The sequence below is a fragment of the Myxococcus sp. XM-1-1-1 genome, from assembly GCF_020037095.1.
In the GTDB taxonomy this organism is placed as follows: Bacteria; Myxococcota; Myxococcia; order Myxococcales; family Myxococcaceae; genus Myxococcus; species Myxococcus fulvus.
On the sequence record NZ_JAIQDH010000002.1, the window covers coordinates 514,560 to 535,526 of the forward strand.

General features: G+C 70.7%; 18 protein-coding genes. 12 read left to right on the forward strand and 6 right to left on the reverse strand.

All coding sequences use genetic code 11. The annotated features are described in order from the left end of the window. Position 1: 1 nt before the first annotated feature. From K8640_RS06135 to K8640_RS06145, 3 genes are all read right to left on the reverse strand, one after another. Entirely contained in the window at positions 2–490 is a 489-nt protein-coding gene (locus K8640_RS06135) for a DUF962 domain-containing protein (RefSeq protein ID WP_223746206.1), read from the reverse strand. 128 nt (positions 491–618) lie between these two features. Further along, positions 619–1,608 (reverse strand): AraC family transcriptional regulator, encoded by a 990-nt coding sequence (locus tag K8640_RS06140; protein WP_223746207.1) that lies wholly within the window; start codon positions 1,606–1,608, stop codon positions 619–621. Positions 1,609–1,725: 117 nt separating this feature from the next. Continuing rightward, positions 1,726–2,232, reverse strand: a complete 507-nt coding sequence (locus tag K8640_RS06145; RefSeq protein WP_223746208.1) for a DUF1993 family protein — start codon at positions 2,230–2,232, stop codon at positions 1,726–1,728. Between the two features lie 122 nt (positions 2,233–2,354). On the opposite strand from K8640_RS06145, the gene K8640_RS06150 reads away from it, so the two are divergent. Further along, positions 2,355–3,488 (forward strand): metal-dependent hydrolase, encoded by a 1,134-nt coding sequence (locus tag K8640_RS06150; RefSeq protein WP_223746209.1) that lies wholly within the window; start codon positions 2,355–2,357, stop codon positions 3,486–3,488. A gap of 213 nt (positions 3,489–3,701) precedes the next feature. On the opposite strand, the gene K8640_RS06155 is transcribed toward K8640_RS06150, so the two are convergent. Further along, positions 3,702–4,568, reverse strand: coding sequence for a 50S ribosomal protein L11 methyltransferase (locus K8640_RS06155; RefSeq protein ID WP_223746210.1), 867 nt, complete (start codon positions 4,566–4,568; stop codon positions 3,702–3,704). A 40-nt stretch (positions 4,569–4,608) separates the two neighbouring features. Between K8640_RS06155 and K8640_RS06160 the strand changes: the two genes are divergently transcribed. Further along, on the forward strand, positions 4,609–4,971 hold the full coding sequence (locus tag K8640_RS06160) for a hypothetical protein (RefSeq protein WP_223746211.1): 363 nt from the start codon (positions 4,609–4,611) through the stop codon (positions 4,969–4,971). Beyond that, complete coding sequence (locus K8640_RS06165; protein ID WP_223746212.1) at positions 4,968–5,936, forward strand: hypothetical protein; 969 nt, start codon at positions 4,968–4,970, stop codon at positions 5,934–5,936. The genes K8640_RS06160 and K8640_RS06165 overlap by 4 nt, the downstream gene beginning before the upstream one ends. 6 nt (positions 5,937–5,942) lie before the next feature. Here K8640_RS06165 and K8640_RS06170 read toward each other — a convergent pair whose 3' ends face one another. Beyond that, entirely contained in the window at positions 5,943–6,398 is a 456-nt protein-coding gene (locus K8640_RS06170) for a hypothetical protein (RefSeq protein WP_223746213.1), read from the reverse strand. A 102-nt stretch (positions 6,399–6,500) separates the two neighbouring features. Between K8640_RS06170 and K8640_RS06175 the strand changes: the two genes are divergently transcribed. After that, positions 6,501–7,232 (forward strand): class I SAM-dependent methyltransferase, encoded by a 732-nt coding sequence (locus K8640_RS06175; RefSeq protein WP_223746214.1) that lies wholly within the window; start codon positions 6,501–6,503, stop codon positions 7,230–7,232. Positions 7,233–7,283: 51 nt separating this feature from the next. On the opposite strand, the gene K8640_RS06180 is transcribed toward K8640_RS06175, so the two are convergent. Then, complete coding sequence (locus K8640_RS06180) at positions 7,284–9,884, reverse strand: pitrilysin family protein (protein WP_223746215.1); 2,601 nt, start codon at positions 9,882–9,884, stop codon at positions 7,284–7,286. Positions 9,885–10,079: 195 nt separating this feature from the next. Here K8640_RS06180 and K8640_RS06185 point away from each other — a divergent pair, with 195 nt between their 5' ends. The 8 genes from K8640_RS06185 to K8640_RS06220 all read left to right on the forward strand — a co-directional run bounded on the left by K8640_RS06185 (position 10,080) and on the right by K8640_RS06220 (position 20,965). Beyond that, the gene (locus K8640_RS06185) at positions 10,080–12,566 is read left to right on the forward strand and encodes a plectin 1 isoform 8 (RefSeq protein ID WP_370640316.1); all 2,487 of its coding nucleotides are present in this window, start codon (positions 10,080–10,082) and stop codon (positions 12,564–12,566) included. Between the two features lie 13 nt (positions 12,567–12,579). Beyond that, entirely contained in the window at positions 12,580–13,785 is a 1,206-nt protein-coding gene (hemW, locus tag K8640_RS06190; RefSeq protein WP_223746217.1) for a radical SAM family heme chaperone HemW, read from the forward strand. Positions 13,786–13,820: 35 nt separating this feature from the next. After that, on the forward strand, positions 13,821–14,666 hold the full coding sequence (locus tag K8640_RS06195; protein ID WP_223746218.1) for a tetratricopeptide repeat protein: 846 nt from the start codon (positions 13,821–13,823) through the stop codon (positions 14,664–14,666). Positions 14,667–14,833: 167 nt separating this feature from the next. Continuing rightward, positions 14,834–16,372, forward strand: a complete 1,539-nt coding sequence (locus K8640_RS06200) for a DUF4388 domain-containing protein (protein ID WP_223746219.1) — start codon at positions 14,834–14,836, stop codon at positions 16,370–16,372. Positions 16,373–16,654: 282 nt separating this feature from the next. After that, positions 16,655–17,443 (forward strand): TadE/TadG family type IV pilus assembly protein, encoded by a 789-nt coding sequence (locus tag K8640_RS06205; RefSeq protein WP_223746220.1) that lies wholly within the window; start codon positions 16,655–16,657, stop codon positions 17,441–17,443. Beyond that, a complete protein-coding gene (locus tag K8640_RS06210) occupies positions 17,419–18,987 on the forward strand; it encodes a hypothetical protein (protein WP_141327687.1) in 1,569 nt (522 codons plus the stop codon). Before K8640_RS06205 ends, K8640_RS06210 begins: the two co-directional genes overlap by 25 nt. Continuing rightward, positions 18,984–20,114: a hypothetical protein gene (locus K8640_RS06215; RefSeq protein ID WP_223746221.1), complete on the forward strand. Its 1,131-nt coding sequence runs from the start codon at positions 18,984–18,986 to the stop codon at positions 20,112–20,114. The genes K8640_RS06210 and K8640_RS06215 overlap by 4 nt, the downstream gene beginning before the upstream one ends. Continuing rightward, the gene (locus tag K8640_RS06220; RefSeq protein ID WP_223746222.1) at positions 20,114–20,965 is read left to right on the forward strand and encodes a hypothetical protein; all 852 of its coding nucleotides are present in this window, start codon (positions 20,114–20,116) and stop codon (positions 20,963–20,965) included. The genes K8640_RS06215 and K8640_RS06220 overlap by 1 nt, the downstream gene beginning before the upstream one ends. Positions 20,966–20,967 lie beyond the last annotated feature (2 nt).

Sequence of the window (20,967 nt, forward strand, 5' to 3'; positions counted from 1 at the left end):
GTCAGGCGCGCGCCGGCGTGGCGCCCTGGGGCTGGGGCTTGATGACGTAGTCGCCGAAGAGCACGGCGACGAAGAACAGCGGGCCCACCAGCGCGTGCACCAGGTTGGTGAGGAAGGACGGGGACTTCTTCTCCCACACGGCGTGGCCCGCCAGTTGGATGAGCCAGCCGAACGCTGCGATGGCCAGCACGCTCCAGGTGGGCATCAGCCGGCCCAGGGGGAAGCAGGCGGCCATGAAGGCCACCACGACGAGCCCCAGCTTCACGTCCGCGCGCAGGTACCAGACCGCGGCGAGCGCCCAGGCCACCATGCCCAGCGTCAGCACGCCGCCCGGCAGCGCGGGCACCGTCGCCAGCCTCACCCAGTCCAGCATCGCGATGATGTGCAGGACGATGACCGGAATGGCGACCTTGTGGGTCAGCCGGTTGGTGGGGTGCTGGTGCGACGCGTAGTACTCGTCGAAGAGCGCGGCGATGGGGGCCTTGAGCATGGCTTCCTCCGGACGGCGGAGCAGGGGACCTTCCAAGTTAGGGGAGTCCCCGGCGCGTGTCCCTGGCGGCTCACGCCAATCTCCTGGCACGGGACGCCACGGGGCGGCGGGCCCGCACGTCCGGTGGCTCAGCCCCGCTCGGCGCCCTCGCGCCAGACGCGCGGCGTCATCCCCGTCCACCGCTTGAAGGCGCGGTCGAAGGTGCTCAGCTCGGAGTAGCCCAGGAGGAAGGCGACCTGGCTGACGCCCAGGTTCACGTCGCGCAGGTACTGGTAGGCCAGCTCACGTCGCACCGTGTCGACCTCGTCCTGGAAGGACGTGCCGTGCTCGGTGAGGCGGCGCTGGAGGGTGCGCAGGCTCAGGTGGAGTCCCTTGGCCACGTCGGCGGCCTGGGGCGCGCCCTCGCGCAGGGACGCGCGGATGGTGTCGCGCACGGCCTGGACGAAGCCGGGCGCGTCCGGTACGGGCGAGGGCACGGCGGCGCTCGCGGCGCGCTCCAGCACGGAGAGCAGGGCGGGGTCCGCGCCGAGCACGCGCAGGTCCAACGTGGCCGCGTCCAGCGTGAGCGCGTTGCGGCCGCGGTTGAACGTGGGCGCGACGCCGAAGTGGTCCACCAGCGGCGCGATGTCCGGAGGGGCGGGGTGCGCGAAGGCGATGGCGCGAGGCGACCACGGGCGCTCGGTGAGCTGCCGGCCGACGTGGGTGAAGAGCGCGAGCCCGTACTCACTGGCGTGGCGTCCGTAGGCGAGCGGGGCGCCCTCGATGCCGTAGGCGAAGGTGCCGCCGCCGTCCGCGTCGTCGGTGAAGGACGCGCTCCAGGCGGGCTCCAGCAGGGCCATGTAGCGAGCGAGCGCGCGGAAGGTGTCGCGCAGCGTGGGCGAGGCCCGGGCGATGTACTCGACGAGGCCGTAGTTGCCGCGAGGCACGCGCTGGGCGACGTGCAGGCCGAGGAAGGCGTCCTGGGAGAGCAGCTCGGCGGCGTCGAGGAAGGCGTGCAGGGTGGTCAGCGGGAGGCTGACCTCGGGGAGCGAGCCCGCGTCGAGCGGCAGGCCGAAGCGCTCCACCAGGGGCGTGGGGTCCAAGCCCGTGGCGCGCAGGTACGCGAGCAGCGGACCCACGAGCTGCGAGCGGACCTCCGTGGGAGGTCTCGGGAGGGACTGGGAGGCAGGAGGCTCCACGCGCCGGGGACGCTAGCCTGTCCGGCGCGTCGGGCCCAAGAGGCGTTCAGCCTGGGCTCACAGGGGGCCGAGGAAGTCCTTCTTGCCGATGGGCACGCCCAGGTGGCGGAGGATTCCGTAGGCGGTGGTGATGTGGAAGTAGAAGTTGGGCAGGCCGAAGGTGGTCAGGTACTCGTCGCCCTTGAAGTCGCGCTTGAGGGTGCCGGTGGTGAGCGTGACGGTGCGGTTCTCGCTGCCCGCGAAGCTCTTGGCGGGGACGGACTTGAGATACGTGATGGTCTTGGCGATGCGCTGGCGCAGCTCGTCGAAGGTGCTCTCGGTGTCGGGCATGCGCGGGGCGGGTTCTCCGCTGAGCCGCTCGGCGGTGGCCTTCGAGGTGTCGCTGGCGCGCTGGACCTGCTGCACCAGGTTGAACATGTCCGACGCGAGGCGCGCCTCGAGCACCTGCTTCGGGTCGAGGCCGTTCTCCTGGGCGTACTTCTCGCCCTGCGTGACGAGGGTGGAGAGCACCTCGAGGGAGCGGATGAAGACGGGGATGGTGGCCTCGTACATCGACAGGGACATGGAGTGCTCCACAAGAAGGGGTGCGCGGGGCGAGTGTTAATCCGCCGGTGTCCGCCGTGCTGGAGGAATTCGGCTGACGCGAGGTGTCGAGGTCCGCGTGGGGTGAAGTAGCCTCGGGGGGAATGGACAACCTCGCGCACTCACTCGTCGGGGCCTGGATGGCGGAGGCGGGGCTCAAGCGCTACACGCCCTTGGCCACCGCGACGCTCGTCATCGGCGCCAACCTCCCGGATGTGGACGCGGTGGTGACGTTCGCGGGCTCGGATGCCTCGCTGTACTGGCGACGCGGGTGGACGCACGGCGTGTTGATGCTGGCCATCTGGCCGTTCGTGCTCACGGGGTTGATGCTGGCGTGGGACCGCTTCGTGCGCAGGCGTCGCCATCCGGAACTGGAGCCTGCGCGCGCGGGGCCGCTGTTGTTGTTGTCGACGCTGTCGGTGTTGAGTCATCCCGCGTTGGACTGGCTCAACACGTATGGCGTGCGGTTGTTGATGCCGTTCGACGGGGCGTGGTTCTACGGGGACACGCTGTTCATCGTCGACCCGTGGGTGTGGTTGCTCGCGGGGGCGGCGGTCATCATGGCGGATGCGCGCACGCGCAAGTCCGCGGCAGGGTGGATGGTATTGGGCATCGCGAGCACGGCGCTCGTGACGGTGCCCGACTTCGTGCCGTGGCCCGCGAAGGTGCTGTGGGTGGTGGGCGTGGCGGCGATTGTGTGGCTGCGATTGAAGGGGACGCAGGTGGTGTCCACGCAGCGCGTGGCCACGGTGTGTGGCGTGGGGCTGGTGCTGTACCTGGGGGCCATCCTGTTGGGCTCACAGGTGGCGGCGCCTCGCGCGAAGGCGTGGCTGGAGGGGCAGGGGCAGTCGGTGGAGCGAGTCATCGCGGGGCCGGTGCCGGCGAACCCCTTCGTGCGAGACCTCATCGCGGTGGGGAAGGACCGCTATCACTTCGTGACGGCGGACTTCCTGAAGGGCGGAGAGGAGCACCTGCGCATCAACGGCCCGACGCTGCCGCGCGAGCCGAATCCGGGCCCGGTCATCCAGGCCGCGCTCGCGGCGCCGCACTTGCGCGGACTGTCGAACTGGCTGCGGCTGCCCACATATCAGGTGCGCGAGACGGAGCAGGGGTGGCGCGTCACCATCGATGACGTGCGCTACTCGCGGATGCAGAGCGGTGGGCTCGGCTCCGCGGTGGTCGAGCTGGACAAGGAGCTGAAGCTGGTTCGCGCTCCGCCGAGCAACGGGGCGCATTGACGCGAGGCCCGAAGCAGGCGGTGAAGGCGCAGGACACGTGTCCTGGCTCAGCACCGCGTCCCCTCGTCGTGCAGTAGGGCACGAGGGGGGCCTTCGCGCGCGAGGTGGAGTGGCGTCGCGAAGGGCCACTCCTGGGTTCGGAATCGAGGAGCGCTCCAGGCATCCGAAGGCTCGTGAGGGGTTGGCCTCGTTCGAGCCCTCGGAGGGAGACCTTCAGCGCTTCAAGTCGATGCGCACCCACTCGCCCTGGGTGGCGCCGGGGAGCACGGTGAAGCCGAGGTTGCGGTAGGCGGCCTCGACGTCGGCGCGCTGGTGGGAGAGCACACCCGCGAGGACCAGCCGGTCCTTGGCCTTGGGCGCGATGAGCGGCGCCAGCTCGATGAGCGTGTTGGCGAGGATGTTGGCCAGTACGAGGTCGAAGGTACCCTCGACGGCGGTCAGCTCCTTGCCGGACACGTCGATGTCCGGGGTGCCGTTGTCGGTGAGGTTCTCCTGGGCGAGCTCCACGGAGGTGGGGTCGTTGTCGGTGGCGACGACGCGGCCCGCGCCCAGCTTCTTCGCGGCGATGGCGAGCACGCCGGTGCCGGTGCCGACATCGAGGACGCTCGCGCCCGGGTGGTCGGTCATGTACGCGTCCACGGCGGCGAGGCACAGGGACGTCGTGGGGTGGTCACCGGTGCCGAAGGCCATCTTGGGCTCGATGACCAGGCGAACCGCGTCCGCGGGGGCGTTGGCCACGTCCCAGGGCGGGCCCACCCAGAGGCGGCCGACGTGGACGGACTTGATGAGGGACTTCCACTCGTTGCTCCAGTCCTGCTGGGGCTGCTCGTCCAGGCCGAGGCGGGCGTCTGGGAAGGACTCGGCGACGCTGTCGCGCGCGGACTCGGCGGTGGGGCGGTCCTCGAAGTAGCCGATGACGATGGAATCGCCCGCGTTGGGGGGCTTCACGCCGGGCATGGTGGGGGTTTCGCGGTCTCGTACCTCGAGGCCGAGCGCACCGGACTCGTGGAGGAGGTCCTGTACGGCCTCGGACGCTTCCTCGGGCAACTCCACGGTGAGTGACAGATAGGTCTGGGACATGCGGGCCCTTTTACCGCGCCGTGCGTAGCGTGGGAGCGCCGTGAGATACCAGTTCATCTTGTGGCCCCTGGCCTGGCTGTGTGCCTGCTCCGGCCCGGAAGCGCCCGACGCGGCGGTCTGTCGGGATGTGGTGACCCGCCTCTGCCAGACGTCGGCCTGCCCCGGAGTCGCCGAGCAGCTCGACCTGGACACCTCCTGTGAGACGACCCTGCTGGAGCGGACGGGGTGTGGCTCGGAGGACTTCGCCTTCGTGACGCCCGCGCGGGAGCGGGTGCTGGACTGCCGGGAGCCGCTCATCCGGGTGGGGACGACGACGGAGCGGGCGCCGAGCTGCGAGGACACGACGCGCTTCCTGGTGGAGTGCCCGGACGTGGCGGCGTACTTCCGGGGGGAGCAGCCATGAAGCGGTGGGTGGCGTCGGTGTTGATGTTGGCGGTGGGGTGCACGCCGCTGGACGTGGAGCGGCGCACCGAGCGGGGGCCTGTGCTGCGCACGTATGTCCAGGAGTCGCAGCTCGGGGAGCGGATGCCCTTCGCGAGCGCGGCGGTGGACTGGCCCCGGCTCTCGCTGCGGTTCTCCACGGCGGACGTCTGCCGGACGGAGCAGCACGTCGAGTACACGGAGAACCTCATCAGTACGCACTCGTCACCGGGGGCAGCGGGGGCGGTGAGCTCGGGTGGGGTGCTCACGGGCATCGGTGGCTTCCTGGTCGCAGGGAGGACGTTGTTCTCGAACACGCCGGACCGGGATGGCATCGACCGCGACGGGCACTACGGGCCTTCGAGTCGCAAGGTGGCGACGACGTGGGGCGTGGTGTTGTTGTCGGTGGGCGTGCCGGCGCTGGTAGCGGGGCTCATCCAGCTCCACAGGGGAGGGGAGACGCAGGAGACGCGCAAGGCGGATGAGATGGTGGCGCTGCGTGAGGTGCCCTGTCATCCCGAGCCGGCGGACGGGGTGGTGGAGCTGACCGGAGGCAAGGGCGAGCCGCCCGCGCCACGTCCCACGGAGAACGGTGTGCTGGTGCTCGATGTGGAGCAGGTGCGGACGTCGAGCTTCAAGGGGCTGAAGCTGGACGGGGCGCCGGTGTTGGTGGAGGAGGACGACCGTGCGCGGATGGAGTTGTTCCGCACGTGTGCTGTGTTGCTGTCGGCGCCGGTGGACTTGGAGGCGCTCGCGGTCGAGGCGAAGCGACAGCCGGAGAAGCTGCGCAGGAAGCGCGAACTCGTCCGGGCGTGCAACACGTTGCCTGGAGCGCCCACGGGGCCACTGCTCGACGCCCTCGACTCGGCGCTGTCGATGGGCATCCGTGAAGTGCCGGAGGCGGAGCCACCGCCGCCGTCACCCGTGCTCCCTGGCACCGAACTCTGAATCGACTCAGCCCGCTCGAAGATTCCCGACGGTCTTGAGCACATTCCAGAGGCCGATGAATGGCGGTCCCGCCTCGAGTTCGACTGCCACGCGCTCGCCGCTGACACACACGAGGCTCAGCTGACTCAGCGCCAGCTTCCCTCGTGAGTGTGAACCAAGCATCGCGCTCGCGTAGCCTGTATCGACCGTCGCGTCGGCGATTTCCGTCCAGCGCAAGGCGCGCGTGTGTTCTCCCCTCCTGATGACGACCTTGTCCGTCGTAATCAGTGTCCATCGCGCCTCGTCCTCGAAGTGCGCCAGGACCGGGAGTTCGTCCAGGGCGATAGGGACCTGCTCCAGCATGCGTGTGCGCAACGCGTCTGGGAATCGCTCGAAGGCGCGAGTCCACTGCCCCTCGCCTCCAGTGCGCTCGAAGATACGCAATAGACGCTCGACCTTTCCCTGTGGACTCAGGCTCGTCATGGCTCCGCGTCCTCCATCCGCTCGACTTGCCCTTCGCCTGCCATTCTTTGACTCCTGTCCGTGTCCCTGCTCGCATCGCCCGCTTCCATCGGGGGCACACGCATGTCCGAGCAATACGACAGCATCGGGAGCAAGTACGAGCAGTTCAAGAACACCGCCGCTCTGCCCATCCCAGAGCGACACACCTTCCTGCGATTGGTCGGCGACCTGCGCGGGAAGCGCGTGTTGGACCTCGCCTGTGGCACGGGCCACTACTCACGGCTCCTGAACGAGCTCGGCGCCGACGGCGTGGAGGGCGTGGACATCTCCCAGGAGATGGTCCAGCTCGCGCGCGACAAGGAGAAGGCCCACCCCCGAGGACTGCGCTACCACGTGCTCGACGCCCGAGCCCTCCCACGACTCGGCGACTTCGACCTGGTCACGGCCGTCTACCTGCTGAACTACGCGGGCGCCCGTCAGGAGCTGCTCGACATGTGCCGCGGCGCCTACGCCAACCTCAAGCCCGGTGGGCGCTTCATCGCGATGACCATCGACCCGACCTTCGACGTGGCCCGCTCGAGCTGGGCGCCCTACGGCGTCGAGGTCCTCAGCGAGCAGCTCGAGGACGGGCGCCACTTCTGCAAGGCCCTCTTCCTCACCGAGCCGCCCGCGCCCTTCGAGTACTTCCGCTGGTCCACCCAGGTCTACGAAGCCACCCTCGCCGAGGCGGGCTTCCGCGACATCACCTGGCACCCCTTCGAGATTCCCGAAGAGGCCCTCCAGAAGCACGGCGAGGCCTTCTGGCGCGTCTACCGTGAGAACCCACTCCTCACCGCCCTGAGCGGCCAGAAGTAGCCCCGTCGTGAGAAGGCGAGCGCCACGACCCCGGCGCTCGCCCACCCGACATCACGGCCCGACGACGGCGAGCACGCTCTTGTCGAAGTCGATGACCTTGCGCGCCACGTCCCGGACCTGCTCCGACGTCACCGCGGCGATGTGCTCCGCGTAGTGCAGGAAGTTGTCCAGGTTCAGCCCGTACAGGGTGTCCATGGCCATCATCCCCGCCCGCGCGCCGTTGCGCTGGAGCGCGATTTCATGGGTGCCGATGAGGTTCTGCTTCGCCCGCTCCAGCTCCGCCTCGGGAATCCGCTCGTCACGCACGCGCCGAAGCTCCGCGCGGATGCCCTCCAGCGCCGCGTCCACCTTCTCCGGACTCGTCCCCATGTACGCCGCGAAGTAGCCCGGCTCGATGCCCTCCACGCCGAAGCTGCTCACGCTGTACGCCATCGACCGCTTGTCGCGCAGCTCCACGAACAGCCGCCCGCCCTGGCCGGACAACACCCCCGACAGCGCCTCCAGCGCGTGCCGCTCCGGGTCGTTGATGCGCATGCCCCGGAAGCCCATCACCAGGTGCGACTGCGCCTTGGCCAGCACGCGCTTCTCCTCGCGCGCACCCTCCAGCGGCCCCTCCTCCAGGATGCGCGGCGCCGGCGCGGCCTTGCCCCGCGACTTGCCGAAGTACTCGTTCGCCAGCGCGAGCACCTCGTCCACCTTCACGTCGCCCACCACCGTCAGCACCAGCTGCGACGGGTCCATGTGCTTCTCGTGGTACGCTCGGAGCGCCTCGGGCCCCAGCGCCTCCACCGACTCCTTCTCACCCAGCGTCGGCATCCGGTACGGGTGCGTCCGGAACAGCGTCCGGTTGAACAGGTCGAACGCCAGGCCCGACGGCTTGTCCTCCCGCGTGAGGATGTCCTGGAGCATCAGCGAGCGCTCCCGCGCCACCTCCACCTCCGGGAACGAGGGGTGCAACACGCTGTCGGAGAACAGCCGGAACGCCGCCTCGAAGTGCCGCGAGAGGAACTCCCCGCGCAGGTTCACCGAGTTGCGTCCGCTCAAGCCCCCCATGCTGCCTGCGTAGATGTCCGCGAGCTGCGAAATCTCCTCCGCGTCCCGCGTCGGCGTGCCCCGCGTGAGGCTGCGCGCCAAGAGCGTCGTCAGTCCGTTGTCCGCCGGCGTCTCGTAGCGCAACCCGCCCATGAACGCCGCGCGCACCGCGAACAGCGGCACCGCCGGCTCCACGCGCACCACCACCTTCGCCCCCGAAGGCAGCGTCTCCTGGATGATGTCGCTGGGACCCTTCGCCTTCGCGCCCAGCTTGAGCGAGGGCTCGCCCGCCGACACCTTGCTCGCCCTGCGCTCGGGCGGCGCGGCCACGGGGCCCTTCTCCACGCGGTCCAGCACCGCGTTCACCTGCGCCTCCGTGAACTCCGTCCCGTGCGGCAACAGCGCCGTGACGATGGCCTTGTCCAGCCGCAGGTACTTCTCCGCCGCCTTCTGGATGTGCTCGGGCGTCAGCGAGCGCACGGCCTCGTAGTAGCGCGCCTCCGCCTCCAGGCTGCCCATGCCGGACTGGAAGTAGCCCATCTTCCGCGCCACGCCCTGCACCGTCTCGCGCTGGTAGACGGCCTCCGCCTCCAGCAGCGCCTTCGCCGTGGACAGCTCGTCCGCCGTCACCGGCGTCACGCGCATGGTGGCCAGCGTCTTCGCCGCCTCCTCCAGCGCGCGCTCGCAGTGGCCGGGCTGCAGCGTCATCGACACCGAGAACAGCCCCGGGTCCTGCGGCGTGTACGCGAAGGCGTGGATGTCGTTGACCAGGTTGTGGCGGCGCTTCACCTCGCGCGACAGCCGGGACGCCTCCCCCTGGCCCACCATCATCGCCAGCACGTCCAGCGCGGGCGTGTCCGGGTGCGCGGCCTCCGGAATCGGGAACGTCAGGTGCAGCCACGCCTCCTTCACCTCGTCCGGACGCAGCAGCACGCGGCGGCCCGTGAGCGCGGGCTCCTCGGGGCGCTTCACCTCACCCTCGAACGGCCGGCCCCAGTCCCCGCCGAAGATCTCGTCCACCCACCCGCGCAGCTCCGCCTCGCTCAGGTCCCCCGAGACGGACAGCACCATGTTCTTCGGCGTGTAGTACCGGTGGTAGAACTCCAGCACCTTCTCGCGGCTGAAGCTGCGCACGCTCTCCGCGGTCCCCAGCACCGGCAGCCGGTACGGGTGGCGCTGGAAGGCCGTGGAGAACAAGTCGCGCGACGCGCGCCGGGACGGGGTGTCCTGGCTGCGTTTGATCTCCTCGCAGACGACCTCGATTTCGCGCGAGAGCTCCTCGGCGTCGAAGGCGGAGCGGCGCACCGCGTCCCCGAGGATGTCCAGGCCCGTCCGGGCGAACTGGCTGGCGATGACGATGTGGTAGACCGTCTGGTCGTAGGACGTCCAGGCGTTGATCTCCCCGCCGTGGGCCTCCACGTCCCGCGCGATTTCGCCGGGGCCGCGCCGCTCCGTGCCCTTGAAGAGCATGTGCTCGTGCAGGTGGGCCAGGCCCGCCTGGTCCGGGCGCTCGTCGGCGCTGCCGACCTTCACCCAGACCTGGAAGGCCGCGACCTTGGCGGCGTGCTGTTCCTCGAAGACGACAGTGAGCCCGTTGGGCAGCGCGTAGCGGATGGCCATATGGAAGGGTCCGAAGCTGGCACTCGCCCCCCAGGAGGGCAAGGCGAGGTGAGATTTATCCCTCACTGGCTAACGCCCAGGCGCCCCGGCGTCGAGGGGTCCGTGGGGCCTCCCCGCGTCCGGTCGCCCGAACCGACCCTTCCCGTCACGCGTCCCTGGTAGGCCGCGCCGCCGGGCGGTAACCTGCGTGGGCCCATGCCGTCACCTCCGGAAGAGGTGGATCCGCTCGCGGACCTGCGCGACAGCCTGGACCTGGAGGACACTGGCGTCCAAGCGGCCCCCCCCGCCCCCACCGCCACTGCCCTCCCCAGGCCCCAGCCCAAGCCCCCGCCTTCGGCGCCACCGCCCGCTGCCCCGCCCCCTCTGCCCCCTCGCCGTCCGGCGGCGTCCCCGGCTTTGTCGTCGGCGGGCACGGGCGCGGCCAAGGCCCCCGCGGCCACCCCCGCCCCCGTCGCCACCACCCCGGCCCCGGTTTCGCGGGCGGTGCGGGTGCCCGGGGATGATCCCTTCAAGGAGGCCGCCGAGCCCCGGATGCCCATGGGGGCTTCTCCGGAGGAGAAGCTCGAGTACTTCCGGGCCGTCGTCCGGCAGAAGACGGAGACCCTGGCCCGGGCGCGCACCCTGTACGCCGAGCGCGACGGGGAGGTGACGGGGCTCAAGCAGTCGCTCACCCAGGCGCGCAAGGAGGCCGCGGAGGCCAAGGCGCAGCTGGGGGCGGTGAAGGACTCCCCGGCGAAGCTGGCGCAGACCTCGGAGGCGCTGGCCAGCGCGGAGAAGCGCGCGGCGGACGCCGAGGCGAAGCTCGCCGCGGTGGAGGCGGAGCTGTCCGCGGTGGAGGCGGACCGCAAGGACTTGTCGCGGGCGCTCGCGGAGGTGGAGTCGGAGGTCCCCCGGCTGACGGCGGAGCTCCACGACGAGCGCGAGTCGCGGGGCGCGGTGGCCGAGGAGCTGGTGGGCGCCAAGGAGGCGCTGTCGCTGGCGCAGGACCGCGTCGCGGAGCTGGCGGCGGAGAAGTCCGAGGCGCAGGGCGCGCTGGAGGCCGTCCAGGAGCAGTACCAGCAGGTGCTCTCCGACGTGGAGCGGCTGGGCGGCGAGCTGGAGACGGCCACGGCCGAGCGCGACTCGCTGGGCCTGCGCGTGGGCCAGCTGGAGGCCGCGCTCGCCGAGGCGCAGGGCGCGCTCTCCGCGGTGGAGAGCGAGAGCGACTGGTCCAAGAGCTCGCTGGAGGAGGCGCAGACCCGCTCGCGCACGCTGGAGGAGGAGCGCGACCAGGCGCGCCGCCAGCTCGCGGTGGTGGAGGAGGGGCTGCGCACGCTGCAGGCGCAGACCTCCGAGCTGGAGAAGGCGCTGGCCCTGAAGGACGCCGAAATCGTGGGCCTGCGCGCGGCGCTCACCGCGCGCACCACGGAGGCCTCCGAGCTGCCCGTGCTGCGGCAGGCGCTGGAGCAACGCGCCGCCGAGGTGGCCCGACTCGCGGCGCGGCTGGAGACCGAGGCCGCGCGCGCGAACGAGCGCGCCCAGGCCCTGGAAGAGGGGCTCGCGCAGGCCGGCGAGCGGGCGCAGGTGGCGGAGGGCGAGGCCGCGGCGCTGAAGGAGGCGCTGGAGGCGCTGGAGGTCGAGCAGGTCTCGCTCCGTGACCGCATGGAGGCGGACGCGGCGGCGCTGGGCGAGGCGGCGCAGCAGGCCGAGGCGAAGGTGGGCGAGGTGTCCGCGGCGCTGGAGGCCGCGCACGCCGAGCGCGACGATCTCAAGAAGCAGCTCGCCGCCGCGGAGATGAAGACCGCCACCACGGACGCCGAGCGCGTGGGACTGGCCGCGCGGGTGACGATGCTGGAGACGGCCTCCGCGCAGCGCGAGGCGGAGCTCGTCCGGGTGCAGGGCGCGCTCGCGCAGGCGAAGGAGGAGGTGTCCCTGGAGCGCGTGCGCCGCGAGGCCGCGGAGGCGGAGCGCTCCGACGCGCAGGTGCACGCGGCGGAAGTGGAAGCCCGCGCGGATGCGCTGGCGGAAGGGCAGGGCGGCGCCGAGGCCCAGCTGGCGGAGCTGCGCGAGGAACTGGAGGCCGCGCGCGCCGAGGCGGACAAGGCGGAGCGGCTCCAGCAGCGGCTGAAGATGCTGGAGGGCGCGCTGGAGACGGCGAAGACCGACGCGGCCCGCGCGAGCCAGGCGGCGCAGACCGCGCAGGCCGGCAAGCAGAAGGAGGAGGCGGCGGCCCAGGCGGCGGAGACCCGGCTCAAGGACGTCGAGGTGGCGCGGCTGGAGCTGGCCTCGAAGCTCGAGGCCGTGGAAGCGACGCGCGCGGAGCTGACCTCGAAGCTCCAGGAGGCCGAGGCAAGGCTTGCTCGCGCGGAGTCCTCGCAGGCGGGCAAGGCGCAGGAGTCGGCCGCGACGCGCGCCGCGTCCGAGAAGAAGCTGGAGGAGGCGAAGGCGGCGCTGTCTGCGGCGGAGGCGAAGCTGCGCGCCGAGCAGCAGGCCCGCGAGGCGCTGGAAGAGAAGCTGGCCCAGGCATCACAGCCCGTGGCGTCGAGTGCGCCCGCCGACTGGGAGGCCGAGCGGGAGGGGCTCAAGGCGGACGCGGCCAACCTCAAGCGCAAGCTGGTGGCGGCCGAGACGGCCCTCGAGGCGGCGGCTGGCTACAAGGCGAAGATCGCCAAACTGGAAGCGCAATTGAAGGGCCGGAAGTAGAGGTTTGCTCCTCATGCCGTTCGACGCGCCAGTGGACCTGCTCACGGGGATGCCGGCGGCCCGCTTCGGGCTGTACCTGCACTTCCCCTACTGCCTCGCGAAGTGCCCGTACTGCGACTTCGCCGTGGCCGTGGCGCGCCAGGTGCCCGAGGAGCGCTACGCGAACGCGGTGCTGGCGGAGCTCGACGCGCGCCTCGCCGTCTCGCCCGGGCTGCGCGACAAGCCCCTGGAGTCCATCTTCCTGGGCGGTGGAACTCCGTCACTGTGGCATCCGCGTTACGTCTCCCGCGTGCTGGACGGAATCGCCGCGAGGCTGAAGGTGTCGCCCGGCGCGGAGGTCTCGCTGGAGGGCAACCCGGAGCGCGCGGACGCGGAGCGCTTCGAGGGCTACCGGGCCGCGGGCGTGAATCGGCTGTCGCTGGGCGTCCAGTCCTTCGAGCCCCGGACGCTCAAGGCGCTGGGCCGCGCGCACGACGCGGAGCAGGTGGAGCGGGCGGTGGAGCTGGCACGGCGCGCGCGCTTCCCGGTGGTGTCCATGGACTTCATCTACGGCGTGCACGGCCAGACGGTGGCCCAGGTGGAGCAGGACGCGCGCCGCGCGGTGGCGCTCCAGCCCGAGCACCTGTCCACGTACGCGCTGACGGTGGAGCGCGAGGTGCTGGCGGTGGACACGCCCTTGTCCAAGCAGCTCAAGCGCGGCGAGCTGGAGCTGCCCTCGGACGACGACGTGGTGACGATGGCCGCCACGGTGCGCCAGGTGTACGGCGCCGCGGGCCTCACCCGCTACGAGGTCTCCAACCACGCCAGAGCGGGCTTCAGCTCCCGGCACAACGCGCTGTACTGGACGGGCGGCGAGTACCTGGCGCTGGGCGTGGGCGCCACGGGGATGCTGCTGTCCCCCGAGCCCTCGCGCTACGCCAACCTGCGCAGCCCGGAGAGGTACCTGGCCCAGGTGGAGGCGGGGCGCCTGCCCGAGGACAGCCGCGAGGCGCTGGGCGCCGAGGAGCTGTTCGCGGAGCGGCTGGCGATGGGGCTGCGGCTGGTGTCGGGCGTGGACTGGGAGGCGGTGTGTGAGCGATATGGCCAGCCGGTGGAGCCCCGACGGGCGGAGGTGGCGCGGCTGGTGGAGCACGGCTTCGCGACGCTCACGAACGGGCGACTGGCCTTGACGGAGAAGGGCGCGGACGTGCACAGCGCCGTCTGCGCGCGGCTCTTGTAGTCGAGCCGGCGCGCGCGAGGGATTTCGAGGAGCGTATGAGCAAGTGGCTGTTGTGGATGTTCCTGACGCTGCTGACGGGCAGCCCGCTGTTGTCGCTGGGCCTGGTCATCGTCTTCATCTTCGTGGCGGACCGCTTCACGTGGCGGCTGTTGCCCAGCCCCGTGCGCATGATGAAGCGCTTCCAGCGCGCCGGGTACCTGGCGGGGACCATCCTCACCAACCCCCACGAGCGCCGCGCGCGCCACGAGCTGGCGGACATCCGCGTGGAGCAGAAGCGCTATGAGGAGGCCGTGGACATCCTCAAGCCCAACCTGGAGGCGGGCGACGAGGACGTGGACACCCTGTTCCTGCTCGGCGTCGCATACCTGGGCGCGGGCGACGCGCAGCGCGGCGAGCTGCTCCTGGACGAGGCGGCGAAGCTGGACGCCGGCTACCGCCAGGGCGCCATCGACCTGGAGCGCGGCCGCTTCCGATTGAAGCGCGGCGAGGTGAAGGGCGCCATCGAGGCGCTGGAGCGCTTCTGCGCGACGCGGCTGGGCTCGGTGGAGGGCCGCTACCTGCTCGCCCGGGCCCTGGCGAAGGACGGGCGCAGCGCGGACGCGAAGCGCGCTCGGGACGCGGCGTGGAACGAGTACGTCGTCGCCCCGGGCTTCCAGCGTCGCCGCGAGCGCCGGTGGGCGTGGCTGTCCCGACCCAGCCGTCCGCTGACCTACGCGGTGCTGCTCGCGCTGGTGCTGGGCACGGGCGCGACGATGGCCCGCCAGATGGGCCTGTTCACCCAGCGCACCCACCGCTATGGCGGCGGCTACGGCGAGGGCTACCCCCCGGGCGAGGCCCCCTCGGCCGCCGGCTGGGAAGAGGCCGGGCCCCCAATCGAGTAGCGCGCCGGGTAGCCCCAGACCCCCGGACCGCGAGTGGAGGCCGGTCCGCTCGCTGTTCGGACCTCCTGGTGAAGGGCCCTGGGGCCGGGGGATGTCTGGAGTGGCGGGACGGGCGTAGGCTTCAAGACGTCGTCCCTCCCCGCGTCCACAGCCGAGGCCCCCGCTCCATGTTTCCCTCCCCGTCGCAGGTGCTCCGGCAGCGCGAGGGATTGCTCGCGGACACGCCCTTCCCGCTGCTGCTCCAGGCGCTGATGGCCGAGGAGCGCACGTGCACGCTGGAGCTGAAGGTGCGCCAGCGCGAGAAGCGCATCCTCTTCGAGGAAGGCTCGCCCGTGGCGTGCCAGTCCAACCTGCTCCACGAGACGTTGGGGAAGTACCTGGTGGAGAAGGGCAAGCTGTCCGAGGCCGACTACCAGAAGTCGCTGGCGGAGAGCGTCTCCTCGGGCATGCAGATGGGCGGGCTGCTGGTGCAGAAGGGGCTCATCAGCCCGTTCGACTTGTACAAGCAGCTGCAGGCGAACCTGGCGCACAAGCTGCTCGACTGCTTCCGGTGGGTGGATGCGAAGTACCGCCTCATCGCGGACGTGGAGACGCCCGACGCGAGCGTGCGGATGAACACCGCGCAGCTCATCCTCACGGGCGTGGAGGGCGTGATGCCCTTCGACGCGGTGGCCACCCACTTCACCTTCACCGACGAGCGCCGCTTCGGGCAGATGCCCGCCGTGGAGTCGGGCCCCAAGCTGTCGTCCAAGGACGCCCGGCTGCTCCAGCAGCTGCGCCAGCGCCCCACCTTCAACGAGCTGATGGAGCGCACGGGCTTCGACATGGAGACCGTCCTGCGCCGCCTGTACGCGCTGTGCCTGCTGGGCGTCGCGGGCTTCGTAGAGGACGTGGACGCCCGGGCCGTGGAGCTGTCCTCGCGCGCGGTGCCCGTGGCCGCCCCGCCTCCCGAGCCCGTGGCGCCCGAGCCCGTCGCCGCCCGGGGCCTGCCCTTCAGCGACGAGGACGTGCCCACGCGCGACGCGCTGGTGTCGGCCTTCCTCGCGCACCGCGCCAAGGACCCCTTCGCGCTGCTGGAGGTGCCCGAGGACGTGCAGCCCCTGCCGCTGCGCCGGGCCTTCCTCGCCTGGGCCGAGCGCTTCTCACCCCTGCGCTTCCAGACGCCCGAGCTCAAGGAGAAGGCCGAGTCCCTGCTCGCCGCCTACGCCCGCGCCTATGGCACCCTGTCCGACGCGGAGCAGAACCTCCTGTGGCGGAAGCGCCGCGCCGCCCACCGCGAGAAGGAGCGCACCGCCACCGGGCGCCCCTCCACCGCCGAGCAGTTCCGCATCCGCACGGATTTGCTCGACGCCAGGACGCAGTTCGACGAGGCCCGCCGCCGCCTCAACGACAAGCAGTACGCCGGCGCGTTCGAGTACTTCGAGTACGCCTGCGACATCGAGCCCAAGCCCCTGCACCACGCCTGGCGCGCCTGGGCCCGGTATCTGATGAAGCCCGAGTCCCACGGCCGGCTGGCCCTCCAGGAGCTCCAGGAGGTGGTCCGCCAGGAGCCCGGCCTGGAGGATGGCTGGGCCTTGCTGGGCGAGGTGGCCCAGGGCGAGGGCCAGTGGGCCCTGGCCGACGAGGCCCTGCGCAAGGCCTTCAAGCTCAACCCCAAGAACCGCCGCTACGTGGAACTCATCCAGGAGATGGCCCGCCGCCGCTAGCCCGGTCAATCCCCCCCGAAAGCAGCCGTCCGAGCGGTGCATGGATGTCTCTTCACGTCACCCGCTTTTCCAGGCGCTGAGAGTTTTCCGGGGACCCATCGGTCATCTGGCCGAACAGCTCTTTCGCGCACGGCATTTTCTCCCAAGGAGAGGGATGCTCCCAGAGGGGGGGACGGGGCTCGCAACAACGGGCCCTTCATTCGCGAGATCTAAAGGTCCGTGCAACCCTGTTGTCGTCCGGCGGCAGCCCCCGGTGGGGTGCCGCTCCTGAAGCGAGGCTGGATGCGTTCCGTCCCCACAAGGGCCCAATCAGGCCAGGCCGCGGTGGAGTCCGCCATCGTCCTGCCGCTGTTCGTGTTCCTCATCCTGGGCACGTTGCAGCTGGGGCTGATGCACCAGGCGCGGCTGCTCGCGAAGTACGCCGCGTACAAGGCCGTGCGCGCCGGCTCGCTGCACAACGCCAAGGTGGAGACCATGGAGGCCGCCGCGCTCGCGGTGCTCCTGCCCATCCTCAGCACCCGGACCTCGGGCGAGGCGGGCATCGAGGTCGTCAAGCCCGTCGGCAGCGCCCAGGAGTTCGAGACCAAGTTCGAGGAGCTGAAGAACAACCAGATGCCCGGGGCGAACCTCAAGTACGCCGAGGTCACCATCTGCGGCCCCACGCAGGAGGAGGTGTCCGGCGGCGGTGAGTTCGACTTCGACGACCCGGACAACATCCACCCGGACGGCTGGCGGGAGAACCACCGCACCAAGCTGCGCATCCAGCTGACGCTCAACTACCGACTGGTGGTGCCGTTCGCGGACTGGGTCATCTACAAGGCCGCGCGCGGCCGCGAGGTGCCCATGCTGATGCGCATGGGGAAGATGAAGGCGGAGGAGCAATCCAAGACGTCCACCCGTCGCTTCGGCGGCGCCGCCACGGGCGAGGGCCCCTACGAGAGCGCCGCCTCCCAGGGCATCTACATCATGCCCATCCGCACCACGTACACCATGCGGATGCAGTCCAACCTGTACCTGGGCGCCAACGCCCTGCCCGCGAGCAACGCATGCCTCTTCCCGTTCTCCTACTGAGCCGGCCCGCCCGCCGCCGCCAGCGCGGGCAGGCCATCGTCCTGGGCTCGTTGTCGTTCCTCGTCCTGGCGCTGATGGTGACGCTGAGCTTCAACCTGAGCCACGCGCTGCGCCGCAAGATGTCCCTGCAGCAGCACAGCGACACGCTGTCGTTCTCCATGGCCGTGCTGGAGGCGCGCGCGCTCAACTACTACGCCGTCAGCAACCGGGCCATCGCCAGCTCCTACGTGGCGATGAACAGCCTGCACGCGTACATGTCCGCCGCCAGCCTCACCGGCCAGATGATGCGCGCGTCGTCGAACAACTTCATGCAGATCGCCATGATTGAGTTCGGCCTGTGCGTCGCCTGCGAGTTCATGTGCGACCACTGCGAGCACATGGCGGAGGCGTTCAAGATTTCCGGCGACTTCCGCGACGCGGGCAAGGACTACGACGACAAGGTGGAGGCCTTCGAGTCCAACTTCCGTCAAGCCATGGAGGCCCTGGACCTGATGGTGGACAACATCCACACCGCCCAGCGCGAGGTCCACGACAAGACGCTCCAGGCGGTGAAGGACGGCAGGAGCCACGGCCTGGGGCAGCTGCGCGACTACACCGCGCCGCTCGCCACGGATTTGGTCTCCGCGGTGGGCTCCATCAACGCCAACGAGTTCAACTGCGCCGTGGACGGCATGGAGTGCCAGGGCAGCGAGAGCAACACCTCGCCCGAGGCCCGCGCGCGGGTGATGACGGAGATCGCCAACGCCACGCGCTCGGGCTGGCCCGCCAACCGCGACAGCCCCGGCGCAGGCGCGTCCGCCAACCTGCCCAAGTACCTCAACTCGCAGTTCTTCGATGAGCTGGACGAGATTCCGGACAACGAGGCGACGAAGCTCATCTCGGGCACCAAGGGCACCGCCAAGACGGTGAAGAGCAAGGGGCAGCTCACCCAGGGCGGCCAGTCCGGCGGCAACGACGGCACCATGGTGGCCGCGTCGGACGAGGGCAACATCTTCCACCGCTGGGAGCACGGCGTGGGCACCAGCAACTTCAAGTCGGAGGTCTGGAGCGACGACGGCGGCGGTGGCCACGTGAACAACGGCGCGCACTCCGGCCAGCACCGCTTCGAGGGCGTCAACACGCGCGCGCTCACCGGCTGCGCGGGCTCCGGCAACTGCTTCATGAAGTTCCGCGCCAACCCGGACCCGGACCGGGACTGGGGCCAGCCGCGCGTCTACAGCTACGTGTCCATGCCCTTCCGCGTGGGCAACACGCGCCAGGCGCCGTGGGAGCTCAATTCGTCCGCGCAGGTGCGCCTCACCCACGGACAGCAGGGCCAGGGCAGCCTCACCGTGGCGGCCACCGAGGGCATGGCCATGTCCAAGTCCCTGGTCTACTACCACCGCTTCGGCGAGGAGGGCTGGAAGGAGGCGCCCAACCTCTTCGCGCCCTACTGGCGCGCCAAGCTGCACCCCTTCACCAAGGGGGATGCGCAGCAGGTGCTGGACGCGGCGGGCAACTCGGACGCGGCGCAGATGTCCCAGGTGGACGGGGTGGCCCTGTGAAGACTTATGGACAACGCGCGAGGCGCGGCGCGGCCGCGGTGGAGACGGCGCTGTGCATGCTCGTCATCATCCCCGTGTTCATGTACGCGCTCTTCGTCGATGACCTGCTGAGGCACACGCTGGACTCGCAAGAGACGGCGCTGTCGACCATCTGGGACTACGCCGTCCAGGACTATCCGACCAAGCCCAAGAACCCTCCGCCCGAGGGCGGCGCGGAAGAGCCCTTCTATGGCTTCAACGGCGCCCAGTACTACGCGCGCCTCCAGTACTGCGACCACGAGTCGGGCCTGGACAGCTTCGGCCCCGGCAAGGGCCCCGAGTGCGAGAACGACGAGGGCCACCACGCCGAAGTCACCGCGCACGCGTGCTGGCTCAACCCGGGCGCGCAGCAGGTGCAGTGCACGCTGAACCAGGCGGACCCGAACGGCGGCGGCGGTGGTGGGCCCGCGGGCGCGTACAACGTGACGCTGCACCAGGCGTACATGGATGACTTCGGCAAGGGCGGCGTCATCCGCTGCTCGGCGCGCCTGGGCGTGCAGAACTACCTGTTGCCGCGCACCTTCCTCCAGGACTTCAGCCAGGTGAACCTGGCGCGCCAGACGAAGAAGAAGAGCGACGGCATCCACAGCAACGCGCAGGGCGGTGATTTGCAGGACGACCCGCGGGGCCTCGCGGGCGATGTCTACCTGCTGCCCTGGGAGCGCATCGCCATCGTGACGGACACCTGGGCGCTGACCAAGGAGGCCCGCTACGAGCCGGGCACCGAGGACAGCGACCAGGAGAACCTCTACGCGCGCGTGTCGCAGATCTACAAGAGCGGGGACAACCCGGCCTACGAGCAGATGTCCTCGGCCGCGGAGGCGTTCGTCAACGAGGCCACGCAGGAGGTGCTCAGCAGCGACATCCGCCTGGATGACATGCCGCCGGGGGATGACCCGCGCGAGGCGAGCCTCTCCATCGTCCCGTTCCCGTCCAGCGGCGGCCCGACACAGACGATGAACCAGAATGGCGGCAGCGCCACGTACTTCAACAGCGAGTGGCGGGACTGGGACCGCAACAACAACGAGAAGACGCACAACGCGCGAGGGAACAACTACCTGGGCTGCGCCCAGGCGGAGCGCTGCTGATGCCCAAGTCGTCGAGCCTGGTCATTCGCGTGCCCGCGCTGCTGTTCTCCGTGGCCGTGGTGGGCGCGTTGATCGGCTTCGCCTGGGAGGGAGCCGTCTACGGGCGGCGGGACGTGTCCGAGGAGTGGTCTCCTCCGCCCTCGTTGGATGACGCGCCTCCGGCGAAGGCGCCGGGCCGCTCGCCCGCGGAGGAGGCGGCGCTGAAGCGGGCGCTGGTGCACTTCCCGGCGTACCCGCGCGCGAGCCGCGCGGAGCTGCTCGCGGTGGACTACCTGGGGCCGGACGTGCCCATCGCGGTGGCCTGGTTCACCACACAGGACACGCCCGAGCAGGTGCTGGAGCACTACCGCAAGGTGCTGCTCGACAACGGGCTGCCGGTGCTCGGCGAGCGGCACGGGGTGAACGGCGGCTGGGTGGGGTACTGGAGCCCGGCCACGGAGGAGATGCGGCTGGTGTCCGTGCTGGCGCAGGGCGGGGAGACCCTGGGCTTCGTGTCGGCGGGGCAGGTGGCGCCGCTGCTCAAGCGGGCCTCGAAGGTGCCGTCATGGATGCCGCTGCCGCCGGAGCTGAGCGAGCCGGTGACGCTGTCCTTCGACATGGAGGGCGCGGCGCACCACGTGGTGTCGGGCAGGCTTCCGGGAGACTCCCCCCAGGTGGTGGGGGAGACGTACCGGGCGCTGTTGAAGGAGAAGGGCTGGGAGGTGGGCGCGGTGGAGCCGATGGACGCCGGGGGCATCGGGTTCGAGGTGACGCGGGGGACGACGATGGGTCGCGCCACGCTGCGCCTGAAGCTGCCCGAGCCGGGCGTGGAGCTCCAGTTGTCGCTGCTGCAGCGCGGGGCTGTGCCATGAAG